This is a genomic window from Thermanaerovibrio velox DSM 12556 (assembly GCF_000237825.1).
Classification (GTDB): Bacteria; Synergistota; Synergistia; order Synergistales; family Synergistaceae; genus Thermanaerovibrio; species Thermanaerovibrio velox.
On sequence record NZ_CM001377.1, the window covers coordinates 210,392 to 225,958 of the forward strand.

15 protein-coding genes and 1 pseudogene are annotated in these 15,567 nt (G+C 62.4%); 7 read left to right on the plus strand and 9 right to left on the minus strand.

Going from position 1 to position 15,567, the window contains the following annotated elements:
• Positions 1-17: 17 nt before the first annotated feature.
• The 9 genes and pseudogenes from ilvE to ilvN all read right to left on the minus strand — a co-directional run bounded on the left by ilvE (position 18) and on the right by ilvN (position 10,391).
• On the minus strand, positions 18-890 hold the full coding sequence (gene ilvE, locus THEVEDRAFT_RS00915) for a branched-chain-amino-acid transaminase (protein WP_006582857.1): 873 nt from the start codon (positions 888-890) through the stop codon (positions 18-20).
• A 49-nt stretch (positions 891-939) separates the two neighbouring features.
• Positions 940-2,628, minus strand: coding sequence for a dihydroxy-acid dehydratase (gene ilvD, locus THEVEDRAFT_RS00920; RefSeq protein ID WP_040825542.1), 1,689 nt, complete (start codon positions 2,626-2,628; stop codon positions 940-942).
• Positions 2,629-2,648: 20 nt separating this feature from the next.
• Positions 2,649-5,420: a biosynthetic-type acetolactate synthase large subunit gene (ilvB, locus tag THEVEDRAFT_RS09680; RefSeq protein ID WP_006582859.1), complete on the minus strand. Its 2,772-nt coding sequence runs from the start codon at positions 5,418-5,420 to the stop codon at positions 2,649-2,651.
• A 4-nt stretch (positions 5,421-5,424) separates the two neighbouring features.
• Positions 5,425-5,940, minus strand: a complete 516-nt coding sequence (locus tag THEVEDRAFT_RS00930; RefSeq protein ID WP_006582860.1) for a 3-isopropylmalate dehydratase small subunit — start codon at positions 5,938-5,940, stop codon at positions 5,425-5,427.
• A gap of 28 nt (positions 5,941-5,968) precedes the next feature.
• Positions 5,969-6,418: an aconitase family protein gene (locus THEVEDRAFT_RS10040; RefSeq protein WP_342610165.1), complete on the minus strand. Its 450-nt coding sequence runs from the start codon at positions 6,416-6,418 to the stop codon at positions 5,969-5,971.
• 76 nt (positions 6,419-6,494) lie between these two features.
• Positions 6,495-7,211: pseudogene (locus THEVEDRAFT_RS10045) on the minus strand (aconitase family protein); the annotation flags it as partial.
• A gap of 4 nt (positions 7,212-7,215) precedes the next feature.
• On the minus strand, positions 7,216-8,736 hold the full coding sequence (locus THEVEDRAFT_RS00940) for a 2-isopropylmalate synthase (RefSeq protein WP_006582862.1): 1,521 nt from the start codon (positions 8,734-8,736) through the stop codon (positions 7,216-7,218).
• Positions 8,733-9,767, minus strand: a complete 1,035-nt coding sequence (gene ilvC, locus THEVEDRAFT_RS00945) for a ketol-acid reductoisomerase (protein WP_006582863.1) — start codon at positions 9,765-9,767, stop codon at positions 8,733-8,735. Before ilvC ends, THEVEDRAFT_RS00940 begins: the two co-directional genes overlap by 4 nt.
• A 96-nt stretch (positions 9,768-9,863) precedes the next feature.
• On the minus strand, positions 9,864-10,391 hold the full coding sequence (gene ilvN / locus THEVEDRAFT_RS00950; RefSeq protein WP_006582864.1) for an acetolactate synthase small subunit: 528 nt from the start codon (positions 10,389-10,391) through the stop codon (positions 9,864-9,866).
• 575 nt (positions 10,392-10,966) lie between these two features.
• On the opposite strand from ilvN, the gene THEVEDRAFT_RS09685 reads away from it, so the two are divergent.
• The 7 genes from THEVEDRAFT_RS09685 (at position 10,967) to THEVEDRAFT_RS10285 (ending at position 15,515) form a co-directional block, all read left to right on the plus strand.
• Positions 10,967-11,350: a hypothetical protein gene (locus THEVEDRAFT_RS09685; RefSeq protein ID WP_050802085.1), complete on the plus strand. Its 384-nt coding sequence runs from the start codon at positions 10,967-10,969 to the stop codon at positions 11,348-11,350.
• The gene (locus THEVEDRAFT_RS09690; protein WP_050802086.1) at positions 11,325-11,672 is read left to right on the plus strand and encodes a hypothetical protein; all 348 of its coding nucleotides are present in this window, start codon (positions 11,325-11,327) and stop codon (positions 11,670-11,672) included. The genes THEVEDRAFT_RS09685 and THEVEDRAFT_RS09690 overlap by 26 nt, the downstream gene beginning before the upstream one ends.
• 117 nt (positions 11,673-11,789) lie before the next feature.
• The gene (locus THEVEDRAFT_RS00965; RefSeq protein ID WP_006582867.1) at positions 11,790-12,236 is read left to right on the plus strand and encodes a Fur family transcriptional regulator; all 447 of its coding nucleotides are present in this window, start codon (positions 11,790-11,792) and stop codon (positions 12,234-12,236) included.
• Between the two features lies 1 nt (position 12,237).
• On the plus strand, positions 12,238-12,975 hold the full coding sequence (locus tag THEVEDRAFT_RS00970) for a Rossmann-like domain-containing protein (RefSeq protein WP_006582868.1): 738 nt from the start codon (positions 12,238-12,240) through the stop codon (positions 12,973-12,975).
• Positions 12,976-13,048: 73 nt separating this feature from the next.
• Positions 13,049-13,798 carry a molybdate ABC transporter substrate-binding protein gene (gene modA / locus THEVEDRAFT_RS00975; RefSeq protein ID WP_006582869.1) on the plus strand — a complete coding sequence of 250 codons (750 nt, stop codon included), beginning with the start codon at positions 13,049-13,051 and terminating at the stop codon, positions 13,796-13,798.
• Between the two features lie 6 nt (positions 13,799-13,804).
• Positions 13,805-14,446 carry a molybdate ABC transporter permease subunit gene (locus THEVEDRAFT_RS00980; RefSeq protein ID WP_006582870.1) on the plus strand — a complete coding sequence of 214 codons (642 nt, stop codon included), beginning with the start codon at positions 13,805-13,807 and terminating at the stop codon, positions 14,444-14,446.
• Complete coding sequence (locus THEVEDRAFT_RS10285) at positions 14,424-15,515, plus strand: ABC transporter ATP-binding protein (protein WP_006582871.1); 1,092 nt, start codon at positions 14,424-14,426, stop codon at positions 15,513-15,515. Before THEVEDRAFT_RS00980 ends, THEVEDRAFT_RS10285 begins: the two co-directional genes overlap by 23 nt.
• The last annotated feature ends 52 nt before the right edge of the window (positions 15,516-15,567 follow it).

The following is a 15,567-nucleotide window of genomic DNA, read 5'->3' on the forward strand; positions in this document are numbered from 1 at the left end:
GCCCCCCTGGGGCCTTGCTAGTCGTATATGGGGTGTCCCTCTCGGGCCACCAGCTGGGAGAAGGCCTGTTTAAGGCGCAGGGTCATCTCCCCGGGCTTGCCGTCCCCGATGATCCTGCCGTCTATCCTGGTCACCGGCACCACCTCCGCGGCGGTTCCGGTGAGGAACACCTCATCGGCGGTGTATAGGTCGAACCGGGTGAACAGCCCCTCCTCGGTTGGGATGCCCATCCCCCGGGCCAGCTCCAGCACCGCGTTTCTGGTTATGCCCTTGAGGATACCGCAGGAGGGGTGGGGGGTTTTTAGAACCCCTTCCCGCACCAGGAATACGTTGTCCCCGGTGCACTCCGCCACGTAGCCCTCCCGGCTCATGCACACCGCCTCCTGGGCACCCGCGTTTATGGCCTCTATCACCGCCATGATGTTGGGAAGGTAGTTGCAGCTCTTTATGTGGGGGGACAGGACCTCCCCGTAGGACCTCCTGGTGGCGGCGGTGATCACGTTGAGCCCCCGCTCGGTGAGCTCCGGCGGGTACATCTGGATCCGGTCGGCGATGCACACCACCGTGGGCTCCTTCGCCTTGTTGGGGTTGAGCCCAAGGTCACCTTCCCCCCGGGAGACCACCAGCCTTATGTAGCCGTCGCTTATCTGGTTGGCCCTGCAGGTCTCAACGCATACCCGGGTCATCTCCTCCATGGAGAGGGGTATCTCAAGGCATATGGCCCTGGCGGAGTCGTAAAGCCGCCGGAGGTGTTCCGAGAGCCTGAATATCCTGCCCGAGTAGGCCCTTATCCCCTCGAACACCCCGTCGCCGTACAGGTATCCGTGATCGAACACCGACACCTTGGCCTCTTCCTTCGGCACCAGTTTCCCGTTTAAGTACACCAGCATTTTTCCGACCCTCCTTGATCTGAGGCCCCGGGCCTTGTCTTAGGCCCTCTTAGGGCTTAGGAGTTTCCCCATTTACCCAAAGGTCCTTCATGGCCGCCCCCTGGGCCCCCGAGGAGGCTAGGGCGGCGAAGCGCCGAAGTGCCGGGGAGCTTAGCAGGTCCTGGTCCCCCGGCCTTGGGGCACGCCTCTTGGCGAGCTCCTCCGGGGGAACTAGGAGCTCCAGCCGGCCGTTGGGGATGTCCAGCTCTATGAGGTCCCCCTCCTCCACCAGCCCTATAGGACCCCCTTCCGCCGCTTCGGGGGACACGTGTCCCACCGAGGCCCCCCTGGTGGCCCCGGAGAACCTGCCGTCGGTTACAAGTGCCACGGACTTGTCCAGCCCTTGCCCCGCCAGGGCGGCGGTGACCTGAAGCATCTCCCGCATCCCAGGCCCCCCCTTGGGGCCCTCCCATCGGATCACCACCACGTCACCTTCCCTTATCCTTCCCTTCATCACCGCCTCCATGGCCGCCTCCTCCCGGTCGAACACCCGGGCGGGGCCTCGGTGTTTCAGCATGGAGGAGTCCACCGCGGAGCTCTTCACCACCGAGCCCATTGGGGCGAGGGAACCCTTTAGCACCCGAAGCCCCCCTTCCGAGGAGTAGGGGTTGCTGATCGGGCGTATGACCCTGCCGTCCGCCCCGGGGCCTGAACAGCGCTCCCCCAGGGTACGCCCCTCCGCCATGATCCTCTGTGGGTGCAGAAGACCGCCCTTCATGAGCTCCCCCATAACCGCGGTAATCCCCCCCGCCAGATGGAGGTCCTCTATGTGGTGGGATCCCGCAGGGCTCAGCCTGCAAAGGTTTGGGGTGGAGCGGGAGATCCGGTCCAGGTGCTCCAGGGTTAACCCAATCCCCGCCTCCGCCGCTATGGCCAGGAGGTGCAGGGCCGAGTTGGTGGAGCCTCCCAGTGCAACGTCCACCGCCACGGCGTCCTCGAAGGCCTCCAGGGTCAGGATGTCCAAGGGCCTTATGGATCTCCTCACCATATCCATGAGGCACAGCGCCGATTCCTTGGCCAGCATCAGCCTCCTCGATTGGACCGCCGGGATCGTGCCGTTGCCGGGGAGGGAAAGCCCCAGGACCTCCATGAGGCAGTTCATGGTGTTGGCGGTGAACATCCCAGCGCAGGACCCCACCCCGGGACAGCAGCTGTTTTCCAGCTCCTCGAGATCCTCCTCTTTCATGCTACCCTTGGAGAAGCTCCCCACCCCCTCGAAGGCCTGGGAGAGGTCCACCTTCCGGCCCCTGAAGCTCCCGGCTTCCATGGGACCGCCGCTCACCATCACCGACGGGATGTTGAGCCTCGCGGCCCCCATGGCCATTCCGGGGATCACCTTGTCGCAGCTGCCTATCAAGATCAGCCCGTCCAGCCGGTGGGCCTGGGCCATTATCTCGATGGAGTCCGCTATCACCTCCCGGCTCGGGAGGGAGAACTTCATGCCCCGGTGTCCCATGGCTATGCCGTCGCAAACCCCTATCACCGGGAACTCCAGGGGCAGCCCACCGGCGGCGTATACGGCGCCCTTCACCGCCTCGGTTATCTCCCTGAGGTGTCTGTGCCCTGGTACGATTGAGTTGTAGGAGTTGACCACCCCTATCCAGGGACGGTCCATCTCCCATCTGGTGTAGCCGGAGGCCCTCATTAGCGCCCGGTGGGGCGCCCTGGTGGGGCCCTCCTTGGCCTCGGAGCTTCTCATCTTAGATTCCCCCACGTCCCTCATGACTCCATCATCATCTCCTCCAAAGATCTTCCAGGGGGCACCATGGGCATCACCAGCTCCTCCTTGGGTATCCATATGTCCACCAGGGCGGGTCCTGGGTGCTCAAAGGCCCGCTCCAGGGTCCCAATAAGCTGATCTCCCCTCTCCGCCCTGAAGCCCTTTACCCCCATGGCCTCCGCTATCCCCACGAAGTCCGGGGAGCGGTGGTAAATGGTGTTGGAGTACCTCTTATCGAAGAAGAGCTCCTGCCACTGGCGCACCATCCCAAGACACCGGTTGTTAAGCAGCACCACCTTGACCGGCAGGTCGTACCGGGCCAATGTGTCCAGCTCCTGGATGTTCATCATGAGGCTACCGTCCCCGGCTATGCAAACCGCCGGGAGCCCCGTATCCGCCGCGGCGATCCCCATGGCGGCGGGGAGCCCGAAGCCCATGGTGCCGAGCCCGCCGGAGGTTATGAAGGTGCCCGGGCGCTTGATCTTAAGGTGCAGGGCCGCCCACATCTGGTTCTGTCCCACCTCGGTGGTGAACACCGCATCCCCCTTGGTGATCTCCCTCAGGGCCCGCATCACCTCCCGGGGGCGGATGGCTCCGTCAGCGGAGTTCCCCTCCTGCGAATCCCAGGGGGCCATGAGGGGTGCCCAGTCCCTGCTCCTCCACCCCCCGAGGCGTTCCCTTAGGGCCCCAAGGGCCCTGCGGGCGGACACGGTGCCGTGAACGAAGGCCCTCACGTTCTTCCGGTGCTCCGAGGGATCTATGTCCAGGTGGACTATGGCGGCGTCCTTGGCGAAGGCTTCCCTGTCCCCGGTGGTCCTGTCGCTGAACCGGACTCCCACGGCGATGATGAGGTCCGACTCCACCATGGCCCGGTTGGCGCTCGGGGTCCCGTGCATCCCCGCCAGGCCCAAGCTTAAGGGGTGGTCCTCCGGGATAGATCCCTTCCCCATGAGCGTGGTGGCCACCGGAAGGTTAGAGGCTTCTGCAAGGTCCATCAGCTGCTGGAAAGCGAAGTCCCGCACCACTCCTCCTCCCGCGAGGATCAGGGGCCTTTGGGATTTCATCAGCAGTTCCACCGCCTGGTCCGTCCAAGAGAGGTCCTCCTGAGGAGGCTGGTAGCCCCTGAAGGTGACCTCCCGGGGCATGGAGTACTCCCCTTCCGCCCGCTGCACGTCCAGGGGCAGTTCCACTAGCACCGGGCCCGGCCGTCCGGTGGAGGCCAGGTAAAAGGCCCCCTTGAGGATGCCCGGTATCTCCCTTGGGGCCGAGGCCCTAAAGGAGTGCTTCACCATAGATAGGGTGGCCCCCATCACGTCCGCCTCTTGGAAGGCATCGGAGCCTATTGCCCACCGGGGCACCTGTCCTACCAGGGCGACCATGGGAGATGAGTCCAGGTAGGCGTTGGCGATCCCGGTCATCAGGTTGGTTGCCCCAGGGCCTGATGTGGCTACGCATACCCCGGGCCGCCCGGTTATCCTCCCGTAAGCGTCCGCCCCGTGGGCGGCGGCCTGCTCGTGTCGGGTCAGCACGTGTCTTATGGAGCTGTGATAAAGGCCGTCGTAGAGGGGGATCACCGGGCCCCCGGGGATCCCAAAGGCCATCTTCACCCCCAGCTCCTCCAGGGCCCTTACGGTCATCGAAGCCCCGTTCATGGGGAACCCTCCAGCAGCCCCAGTATCCGTTCCCCAACCCTTCTCGTCCCCCAAGTGCCCCCCCATCTCCAGGGGTAACTCCTCCGGGGTGCTTTGGGACATGTAGATCCTCACCGCTTCCCTTGCGGCCCTGGCGGCCTCTCCCTCTCCCAGGTGCTCCAACATCATGGCGGAGGACAGGATGGATCCCAGGGGGTTGGCCCGGTCCTTCCCCGCTATGTCCGGGGCGGAACCGTGCACCGGCTCGAACATGCACAGCCCTTCCCCTATGTTCCCCGACGGGGCCATGCCCATGCCGCCGCCCAGGGCGGCCAGGAGGTCGCTTACTATGTCTCCGAACATGTTGGGGCACAGGATTATCCCGTAGCTCCCGGGGGATCGGACCAGCCGATAGCACAGGGCGTCCACGTTCTCCACCTTGAGGGACACGCTTTCGTACTCCTCGGCCACGGACCTGCAGGCCTCCTCGAACAGGCCGTACAGATCCTTTACCGCGTTGGACTTGCTGGCCAGGACCACCTGGTCTACCCCCATGTCCAGGGCCATGTCGAAGGCGTAGCGGCATATCCTCTCCGCCGCCTCGAAGGTATGCCATGCCACCTGCAGGCTGAACCTCTTAGGTGGACTGGTGAAGGCGGATATCTGACCCTTCATATCGTAAGAACCCCTTTGGACCCCCATTGATAGGTTCACCGCCCCGTCCCCGGTGCCGCCGATCCCAACGTACAGGTCCTCGGTGTTCTCCCTTACCACCACCGCCTCCACCGGGCCCAGAGGTCCTGGCCGCCCGTAGGATTCCACCGGCCGTAGGTTGACGTACTGGTTGAAGTGGAACCGCAGCTGCAGCAGTATGCCCCTCTCCAGAACCCCAGGCGGAACCCTTGGGTCCCCTATGGCGCCCAGAAGCAGGGCGTCCAGGCTACCAATCTCCTCAAGGGCGTCCTGGGGCACCGTTTCACCCGTGGCGAGGTAGTGCTCCGCCCCGAAGGGATAGGTTGTCCACAGCACGTCAAAGCCGAACCGTTTCGAAAGGGCTTCCACCACCAGCTTGGATTGTTCCGTGACCTCCGGCCCAATCCCGTCCCCCGGGATCAGGCCTATTCGGTAGCTTCGAGACATCCCATCACCTCCTTGAGGTTCCATGGACGATGATACCTTTGACGTAGTTGACCAGCCCCCCGGCGGAGACGATCTTTTCCGCCATACCCCTGATCGGGGGGAACTTCCGCTCGGTCCCCTTAGTGAGGTTGCTCACCCTGCCGTGGTCTAGGTTTACGCTTAGAAGGTCCCCCTGGGACGTGAACTCCAGTGGGTCGGGTATCTCCAATATGGGAAGCCCCAGGTTTATGGCGTTTCTGTAGAATATCCTGGCGAACGAAGCGGCTATGACGCAGGAGATCCCGCAACCCATTATCGCCAGGGGGGCGTGTTCCCTGCTGGAGCCGCAGCCGAAGTTCTCCCCCGCCACGATGATGTCCCCTCTCTTGACCTCCCCTGGGAAGTTGGGGGATGCGTCCTCCATGCAGTGCCTTCCAAGCTCCACCGGGTCGTGGGTGGTGAGGTATCTGGCGGGGATTATCACGTCCGTGTCCACGTGGTCCCCGAAGACCCAGGCGTTACCCCTTATGATGCGGGTCATCGTGAAGTCCCCCTCTCCTCTCAAGCCCTTAATCCAGATCCGCCGGGTCGGTTATCCTGCCGGTTACCCCGCTTGCGGCGGCCACCGCCGGGTTTGCCAGGTACACGAGGCTGTCCCGGTGTCCCATGCGGCCCGTGAAGTTTCGGTTGCTGGTGGATATGCACACCTCTCCCTTGCCGAGTATGCCCAGGTGTCCCCCAAGGCATGGCCCGCAGCTGGGGGTGCAGATCGAGAAGCCCGCCTCAATGAAGACGTCCAGCAGCCCTTCCTTCGCGGCGGCGCTGAAGACCCTGCGGGAAGCGGGGATCAAGACCCCCCGGACGGAAGGTGCCAGCTGTCGGCCCTGGAGCACCGATGCGGCGGCCCTTATGTCCTCCAGGCGGCCGTTGGTGCAGGAGCCTATGAAGACCTGGTGGACCTTCACTTCCCGGAGCTCCCTTGCGGGCTTTACGTTGGAGGGCAGGTTGGGGCACGCCACCAGGGGGCGTCAGGTGCTGAAGCTGGACCGTCAGCTCCCGGTGGTATTGGGCTCCCGCCTCCGGGTAGGCGGGTTCAAAGGGCCTTTTGGGGTTTCGGCGGGCGTACTCCAGGACTGTCTCGTCCGGGACGAACAGGGCGGCCTTGGCCCCGCACTCGATCCCCATGTTGGCCATGGTGAACCGGGAGTCCAGGGAGAGGTTTTTAACTCCCTCCCCGTGGAACTCGAGGGCCATGTACCTGGCCCCGTCCACCCCGATCTCACCTATGATGTTCAGGATCACGTCCTTGCCGGATACGAAGGGCCCCGGTATCCCTTCCAGGGTCACTTTTATTGAGGGAGGCACCTTGAACCAGGTCTTGCCGAGCGCCCAGATGGCCGCCAGGTCGGTGGATCCCATGCCGGTGCCCAAGGTCCCCAGGGCCCCCATGGTGCAGGTGTGGCTGTCCGCCCCCACTGCTATCTCCCCGGGCAGGACGTAGCCCTCCTCGGGGAGGAACGCGTGTTCCACCCCGCACTTCCCAGGTTCGAAGAAGAGAATGCCCTGCTCGGCGGCGAAGTCCCGGCATATCCTAAGCTGCTCCGCGGACTGGATGTCCTTAGGGGGGGTGAAGTGGTCGGGCACGATGGCGCATCTTGCCGGGTCGAACACCCTTTTAGCTCCCATCCGAAGGAACTCCTCTATCGCCGGGGGGGCGGTTATGTCGTTGGCGAAGCCGAAGTCCACCTGGGCTTCCACGATGCTTCCGATGTCGCCGTCTCCCCCGTGCCGGGCAAGGATGGTCTGTATCATTGTCCTAGGCACGGTCCACCACCCTCTCCCTCGCGGTGAGCCGGTTTAGGGCGTTCACGTAGGCCCCGATGGCGGAGCCTATGACGTCCGTGGATGCCCATCTGCCGAGGGCGGAGAGGCCGTTGAGGGAGAGCTCCACCGAGGCCTCCCCAAGGGAATCGGCGCTGCCGCTCACCGCGGTTATGCGGAACTCCTTGAGCTCCGGGCTGAGGCCGGTTATCCGGTCTATGGCCCTGTAGGCCGCCTCCACCGGGCCGTTCCCCGCCGCCGCGTCGGTCTTCTCCTCCCCGTCCACCTTTAGGGTCACGCTGGCGTGAGCGGTGTCCGACGAGGCTTGGACGGAGAAGCTCAGGAGCTCGTAGCGGCAGCCCTCCATGGTGCTCATCACCCGGTCCTCGAGGATGGCCTCGATGTCCTCGTTGGTGACCGATTTCTTCCGGTCGCAGAGGTCCTTGAAGAGCTTGAAGGCCTCCTTGAGCTCCTGGTCGCTGAGGTGATAGCCCATCTCCTTCACCCGTTCTCTAAAGGCATGGCTCCCCGAGTGCTTGCCCAGCACGAGGGAAGAGGAGGGTGCCCCCACGTCCTCGGGGCTCATGATCTCGTAGGTGTTCCGGTTCGACAGCATGCCGTGCTGGTGTATGCCCGATTCGTGGGCGAAGGCGTTGTCCCCCACCACCGCCTTGTTGGGAGGCACGGGGAGGCCGGTGAGGCGGCTCACCAGTCGGCTCATGGGGTAAAGGTGCCTTGTGTTCACCCCGGTGTCCAGGCGGAAGAAGTCCCGTCGGGTCTTGAGGGCCATGACGATCTCCTCCAGGGAGGCGTTCCCCGCCCGTTCTCCTATGCCGTTCACGGTGCACTCCACTTGTCTTGCCCCTGCCGCCACCGCCGCCAGGGAGTTGGCCGCCGCGAGCCCCAGGTCGTCGTGACAGTGGACGGACCAGATCAGTGAGCTTGTCCCCATGGAGTCGATGAGGGCCTTGACGAAGGCCCCGAACTCCTCCGGCTGGGCGTATCCCACGGTGTCAGGCACGTTGAGGGTGGATGCCCCCATCTCCGCGGCGGTCATGTAGGCCTCTTTGAGGAAATCGATCTCCGAGCGGGAGGCGTCTTCGGCGGAGAACTCCACGTCTTCCGCCAGGCTTTTGGCGAGCCTTACCCCCTTCCGGATCTCCGCCAGCACCTCTTGGGGGGTCATCTTCAGCTTGTACTCCATGTGTATGGGGCTGGTGGCTATGAACACGTGTATCCTTGGGCGGGCCGCCCCCTTGAGGGCCTCGAAGGCCCTCAGTATGTCCTGTTCCCTGGTCCTGGCGAGCCCCGCCACGGTACAGGACACCGCCTCCCCCACGGCTTTCACCGCCTGGAAGTCCCCGTCCGATGCGGCGGGGAACCCGGCTTCTATCACGTCTACCCCCATCTGATCCAGTCTCTGGGCTATCCGGAGCTTTTCTTGGAGGTTGAGGTTTACCCCCGCGGCCTGCTCCCCGTCCCTAAGGGTGGTGTCGAATATTCGAACCCTATTCAACGGCCCCGCCCCCCCTTTCCGGTATCCTGCTTCGGAGGCTCCTTCGACTCCATCCAGGGCATCATGGAGCGGAGATCGCGCCCCACCTTTTCTATGGGGTGTTCCGATTCATCCCGTATCCAGCGGGACATGTTGGGTCGGCCGGAGTGGTTTTCGTCGATCCAACGTCTGGCGAACTCCCCGGATTGGATGTCCGATAGGAGCTCCTTCATGGCCTCCCGGGAGGAGTGGTTGACCACCCGGTGTCCTGCGATCATGTCCCCGTACTTGGCGGTGTCGCTCACCGAGTACCTCATCCATGAGAGGCCCCCCTCGAACATCATGTCCACGATGAGCTTTAGCTCGTTGAGGCATTCGAAGTAGGCTATCTCCGGTTGGTATCCCGCCTCCACCAGGGTTTCGAAGCCCGCCTTTGCCAGCTCCGTCACGCCCCCGCAGAGCACCGCCTGCTCCCCGAACAGGTCCGTCTCGGTCTCCTCCGCGAAGGTGGTCTCTATGATGCCCGCCCTGCCGCATCCCAGGGCGCAGCCGTAGGCCAGGGCTACGGAGCGACAATCCCCGGATCTGTCCTGGTGGATCGCCATGAGGGCCGGCACTCCTTTGCCCTCCTGGTACATCCGTCGCACCAGGTGTCCCGGGCTCTTGGGGGCGATCATGAACACGTCCGCATCCTCCGGTGGGGTGACCGTGCCGTAGCGGATGGCAAAGCCGTGGGCGAACGCCAGGGTTGCCCTGGGTTTTAGGGCATCCCGAATGGACTGGAACACCGCCCCCTGTATGTGGTCTGGCATGAGGAACATCACCACGTCCGCCCTGGCCGCCGCCTCCCGGGTGGGGAAGACCTCAAGGCCGTGGGACCTGGCCAGCGGGGCGGAGGGGCTGTCTTCCCGGAGCCCCACCACCACGGATACGCCGGAGTCCTTGAGGTTCTGGGCGTGGGCGTGTCCTTGGCTTCCGTATCCAAGGATCGCCACCGTCTTGTCCTTAAGAAAGCCCATGTCCCCGTGATGATCGTAGAAAACCCTTGCCATAGCTGGATTCCTCCTTTGGTTTTTGGTTCTTTAGCCTTATCCCCCAAGCCCTGGTGGATCTTGGGGCGGGCGTTTGATTTTGTTGGTTGAGGCGGTTTAGCAGGCCACCGCCTCCCGGGGCAGGAGGTTTTGTTCCGCCTCCTGTGGAGAGGTCTCCCGGTTCATGCATACGGAGCCGGAGGATGCGGTTTCAAGGACTCCGTACGGCATGAGGGCCCTGATGCAGGCCTCTATCTTGTCCTTGTCACCGGTGACCTCGAAGGTTACGGTGCTGTCACCCAGGTCCACCACTCGGCACCGGAATATCTCCCCCAGCCTTAGGATCTCCTGTCTCATGGGGACGGGGCATCTTACCTTGATCAGGGCTATGCGGCGGTCCACGGAGTTCTCATCCTGGAGCTCCTGGACCCAGAGCACCTCTATGAGTTTCCTGAGCTGTCCCATGAGGGGGAATATCTCTCGTCGGTCCGATTGGATGACCACGGTGAAGCGGGATATGCCCTCTTCGTGGGTTGGGCCCACGCTGAGGCTTTGAATGTTGTAGCCCCGTCGGTAGATGAGTCCTGCTATGCGCATGAGGACCCCCGGGTGGTCCTCCGCCAGGATGCTGAGGGTGTGTCCCATGTTTTTCTACTCCTCCTCTCCTTCGAATGCGAAAGGGGCGGGACCTTTTCTTAAGGTCCCGCCCCGGTGAGCCGCTTGAGATCCCCTTTTTACGCTGCCTTGGGGTGCGCCCTTACCGGACAGGACCTGGGTCCTATGAGAAGCACCAGCAGGGATATGAGCAGGCATAGTAGTACCAGTACCAAAATGGACAGGCTGCTGATGGGGGATATGGAGATAGAAATCGAAGAGGACGCGGCGAGACATTCTAAGGCCGCGTCCTCTCCAAGGCGGAAGGGAACTGAGAGGCCATGAGGGTGGCCGCAACGGCCGTTTGGGTTGGAAGCGTAACCGTTGGAGCAAGAGATTTCACACGATTTTGCGGTCCTGTTCCAAACCATGGGCCTCACCTCCTCGTTCGTCCCGATTCCCTGCGTTTCTGGGTATAAATTGCGGAGGATTTTACAGGTCAGCTCCGCTTATGTCAAGCGGTTTGTGTTGGTTTTTGAACCTGGGGTTTACGTTGGTTTTTTGCCGTTACCGGGCATCCGCTTATGTTGTAAAATCCCATCTGACCTTTAGGGAGGTGGATTGAAGTGGAGTACCGGATATGGGAAGCGGTGTTTCGGGTTTTGCCGGATTTTAGGAGGGCGGTGGTGGTTATCCGTGGGGCGCGGAACCAGGGCCCGGTTCCGGAGCTGGAGAGGCGGTTTGAGGAGCTGGTGCGGGGGATAAGGGATGATTCGTCGGTGGATGGGGATCCTAGGTTGTTGGACCTGGAGGAGGCGTTCCGGTCCATGGGTTTCAATCCCAAGCGAATGCCCCCTTCGGTGGTGAACCTGGTCCGTCGGATTCGCAAGGGCGGGGAGATCCCCTTTGTGAATCCCTTGGTGGGGATGTTCAACTGCGTGAGCCTGATGGGTTTGATCCCCTGCGGGGGGGACGGATCTGGGGGTGGTGGAGGGGGATCTGGAGCTTAGGCCCGCCGTTGGGGATGAGATCTACGTTCCCCTTGGGAGGCCCGATGAGTTGGAGCATCCCAGGGAGGGGGAGATAGTGTACCTGGACTCGAAGACCCGTCGGGTCTTCTGCCGCTGTTGGTGCTGGAAGAACGGGGACACGAGCAAGATCACCCAAGGCACCACGGACTGTGCTATCAACGTGGACACCCTGGGGCACCTGTCCCGGGAGGAGCTTTCGGGTTTGGCGTCCTGGGTGGCGGGGTCGGCGGAGCGGCATCTTGGGGCCGAAGCCCGGATCTTCTTTTTGGACAGGGATAACAGGTCCTTTGTGATGCCTTGACATACTTTCCCTTAATATGTGCAACTTCGTTGCATTTATGCCCATGGGGGCTTACAATGCCCCTTGGAATTTCAGATTTGCAACGAAGTTGCATTTTTTGCCCTTGGGGGGGATGGAATGGATTTTGAGAGCCTTTTCAAGCTTCGTGGCATCCGGGTGACCCGGTTCCGGTTAAAGCTTTTGGCGGCCCTTAGGGAGGCGGGACGTCCCTTGTCCTACCAGGAGATGAAGGGGCTCATGGGGCGGGAGGCGGACAAGGTGACCTTCTACAGGAACCTTGAGGCCCTTTGCCGGGCCCAAGTGGTTCATCGGGTTCTGGGGCTGGATGGGGCCTTTCGGTATTGTGCCAACGACGTGTCGTCCCATCGGTGTCCTGGCAACCATCCTCATGCCCTTTGCCTTCGGTGTGGCAGGATGTGGTGTCTTAAGGGGGAGGAGATGCCCCGGCTGGAGGTTCCGGAGGGGTTCCGGGTGGAGGGTAAGCAGCTGGTGGTCTTCGGGGTCTGCCCGGACTGTGAGGGGGAGGGCAGGATGGATGGTGTGATGAGCGGGAGGTGCCTTTAGGGTGCTCGAGGAGGTTCTTCGGAGGGCTATGGATCTTGCTTGGGGCCGGATTGGGGAGGATACCCCTGTGACGGTGCGGGTTCTCACTCCCAAGGAGGCCATTGGGGATGCGGAATGGGATTTTCCCCTTCTGAGGGGTAAGGAGCGCCTCTTGGAGGCGGACGTCTTAGGGGCCAGGGGGCAGGCTTTTTCGCCTTTCGCCAGGGATTTTCAGGGCACCGTGGGGGAGCTTTTGGCCCTTGATAGCTCCGACCCCTTTGCCAGGGCCCTCAAGGTGGCGTTTGCGAACGGGGTTGTGCGGCTCATGGGGATGGAGGAACGGACGGTTCACTGCCGGGACGGGGCTCCGACGAAGTGCGCCCTGGAGTTCAAGGCCAGGCTTGCGGAGCGGGCAGGTCATGATGGGAACGTGGTTGTGGTGGGGCTTCAGCCGGCGATACTCTGGGGTGCCGTGGAGGCATTGGGGGCCCATAGGGTTAAGGTCCTGGACCTTCAGCGGGAGAACATAGGGCTGGAGGTCCATGGGGTGACGGTTTTGGACGGTTCCTCGGAGCTTGAGGCGGCGCTTGAGGGTGCCAGGGTCGCCCTGGTTACCGGCTCGTCCTTCGCCAACGGCACCTTCGAGGGGATATCCGATGCCTGCAGGCTGGCGGGCTGCGATGTCATACTTTACGGAACCACCGGTGCGGCCCTTTCAGCCCTAATGGGGGTGGAGCGCTGGTGTTTCTTCGGGGAGTGATGGGGATTTCGCTCGTCTCGCCGCGGGGTTGTCATTAAAATTTAAAATTAATTTTAAGCGGAGGTGTTCTTCCATGTTCAAGGGGGCTTTCAGGTTCTTGTCCCGGGCTGTCTTGGTCGCCGCATTTCTCTCGCTGTCTCCTTCGGTTTCCCTGGGGGCCGGGGGAGGGGATCTCATGGTGGCGGTGGTCTTTGGCTTCAAACCCCCCATGGAGAGGATCGTAGAGAAGTACAATGAGAGCGGAGTTAAGCTGAGCGTCTCTTACGGCACTTCCGGTGAGATAGCAAGACAGATCAGCATGGGGGCTCCCTATCAGGTCTTCATCTGTTCCGACCGGCGTTGGGAGGATTTCGTTAAGTCCAAGGGGCTTGTTAAGCATGGCTTTGAGATTGCCTCCAACCCGGTGGTCCTTTGGACCCCCAAGGGCAAGAAGCCCCTTGAGTTGAAGGACCTGCCGAACTCCAAGATCGCCATACCGGACCCCAACACTGCGGCGTACGGAATTAAGGCAAGGGAGTACCTTGAGAAGGTGGGCCTTTGGAATTCCATGGTTTCCAAGGGGATGGTGATAATGGGGGGAGGTCCCCAGAGGGCTGCGCTGGTGGCCAAGACCGGGATGGCCGATGGGGCCATCATAGGCTGCAGCGTGGCGAAGGACATGAAGGAGGGGAGCTTCGTGGAGGTGCCGGTGAAGGCGCCGGTGTTCACCGTCCTGGTCTTAAAGGGGGCGTCAAGGGAGGCGGAGGCCCTGGCGGAGTTCTTGAGGAGCCGGGATTCGGTGAAGGGTATCCTGGAGGACTGCGGGTTCATCCCCTTGAGGTGATCTTAGTTGCTGGACGCGCTTCTCATAAGCTTGAAGGTGCTTGCCATAGATGCCCCGATCCTGGCGCTCCTGGGGGCAGCCCTCGGATGGGTCTTGTCCCGGTGGAGCTTCCGGGGTAGGGAGCTGTTGGGGCTTATGCTTCAGCTCCCGGTGATCATGCCTCCTTCAGTGCTTGGCTTTTACCTTTTGTTTGTAATCGCCAAGACTCCGGGGCTTAGGGACATGGGGGTGTTGTTCTCCTTTCCCGCGGCGGTGATTGGGTCTATAGCGCCATCGCTGCCCCTGATGATTCAATCCGCCAGGGGGGCCTTTGGATCCGTGGACAGGACGTTGGAGGAGGCCGCCAGGGTCCTTGGGGCCTCGAGGCTAAGGGTCTTTTTCTCCGTCACCCTTCCCCTTTGCAGGCGCCAGTTGGGGGTGGGCCTTGCTTTAGCCTGTGCCAGGGCCCTTGGGGACTTTGGGGTCACCTTGATGCTGGCGGGGAACGTGCCGGGTTCAACCCAGACCCTGCCGCTCTACATATACAGCCAGGTGGAGACCCTGGACTTCGGAGCTGCCCACTTGGCCTCCGGGCTTCTTGCCCTGGTGGGCGTAGGATGTCTTTTTCTGATTAGGGTGATGGAGAATGGCCGGGGAACTCTTCATTGACTTCAGGATGGTTCATCCCCTGGGGAGTTTTCGAATTGACGCCTCGTTCGGCATGGATCGGGAGTCCTGCGTCCTATTCGGTCCCAGCGGCTCTGGGAAGTCCAGCCTCTTGAGGGCCATGGCGGGGCTGATATCCCCGAGGGATGGTTACATGAGGCTTGGGGATAGGGTGTTGATGGACACCTCCAGGGGGATATTCGTGCCTTCGGAGCTTCGCAGGACGTCCCTGTGCTTTCAGTCCCTGGCGCTTTTCCCCCACATGACTGCATTGGAGAACGTGGGATACGGGGTAAGGGGTGGTGGGGAGGTTAAGCGCCGGAGGGCTCTGGAGTGGCTCGAGCGGGTTCACATGAGGGGGCTTGAGAACCGGTATCCCCACCAGCTCTCCGGGGGACAGCGTCAGAGGGTGGCGATCGCCAGGGCCCTTGCAGCGGATCCGGAGCTCCTATTGTTGGACGAACCGTTCAGTGCCCTGGACGGTCCTTTGAGGAGGAATTTGAGGAAGGAGCTTCGGGATCTGCAGCGACAGACCCGGATCCCCATGGTGTACGTGACCCATAACATGGACGACGTGTGCGCCCTTGGGGACAGGGTTGTAATCATGAGGGACGGACAGGTCCGGGGGGTGTTCTCCGGCCGAAGCATGTGGGAGGCGGGCAGGGCCGGCGAGGTCTTCAGCGCCCTGGGCTGGGGCAACCTCCTTGAGGGGCGTTTCATCCGCTCCGAGGGGGGGTGGGCCATGGTCGGCCCCTTTGGGGAGGTGTTCCTGGGGATCCGGGAGGGGCTGAAGGAGGGTCCGGGAAGGGCCTTCGTGTCTCCCGAGGCGGTTAAACCGGTTTATCAGGACGTGCCCATACAGGAGGATCTGCGCCGCAACGTCTTTGAGGGAACGGTGGAGGAGGTGCTTCCCCTGCCTTCGTTCGTCAGGCTGGAGGTGTCGGTTGGGGAGGGTCGGATTTGGCAGGTGGACGTGCCTAGGTCATCGTCATTCGCCTTGACCGTCCGGGAGGGCATGGCCGCTTTATTTACTATACCGCCCTGGTCGGTGGAGGTTGTAGGCTGTGGGTAAGCCTTAGGACGTATCATTTGATAGCGGACCTGGAGTGATAAGAGCCGGAGGT

Bases quoted from the DNA above. Each gene is read 5' to 3' on its own strand.
- ilvE (WP_006582857.1), bottom strand. From the start codon at position 890: ATGCTGGTGTACTTAAACGGGAAACTGGTGCCGAAGGAAGAGGCCAAG.
- ilvD (WP_040825542.1), bottom strand. From the start codon at position 2,628: ATGAGAAGCTCCGAGGCCAAGGAGGGCCCCACCAGGGCGCCCCACCGG.
- ilvB (WP_006582859.1), bottom strand. From the start codon at position 5,420: ATGTCTCGAAGCTACCGAATAGGCCTGATCCCGGGGGACGGGATTGGG.
- THEVEDRAFT_RS00930 (WP_006582860.1), bottom strand. From the start codon at position 5,940: ATGACCCGCATCATAAGGGGTAACGCCTGGGTCTTCGGGGACCACGTG.
- ilvC (WP_006582863.1), bottom strand. From the start codon at position 9,767: ATGGCAAGGGTTTTCTACGATCATCACGGGGACATGGGCTTTCTTAAG.
- ilvN (WP_006582864.1), bottom strand. From the start codon at position 10,391: ATGGGACACACCCTCAGCATCCTGGCGGAGGACCACCCGGGGGTCCTC.
- THEVEDRAFT_RS00965 (WP_006582867.1), top strand. From the start codon at position 11,790: ATGGATTTTGAGAGCCTTTTCAAGCTTCGTGGCATCCGGGTGACCCGG.
- modA (WP_006582869.1), top strand. From the start codon at position 13,049: ATGTTCAAGGGGGCTTTCAGGTTCTTGTCCCGGGCTGTCTTGGTCGCC.
- THEVEDRAFT_RS10285 (WP_006582871.1), top strand. From the start codon at position 14,424: ATGGCCGGGGAACTCTTCATTGACTTCAGGATGGTTCATCCCCTGGGG.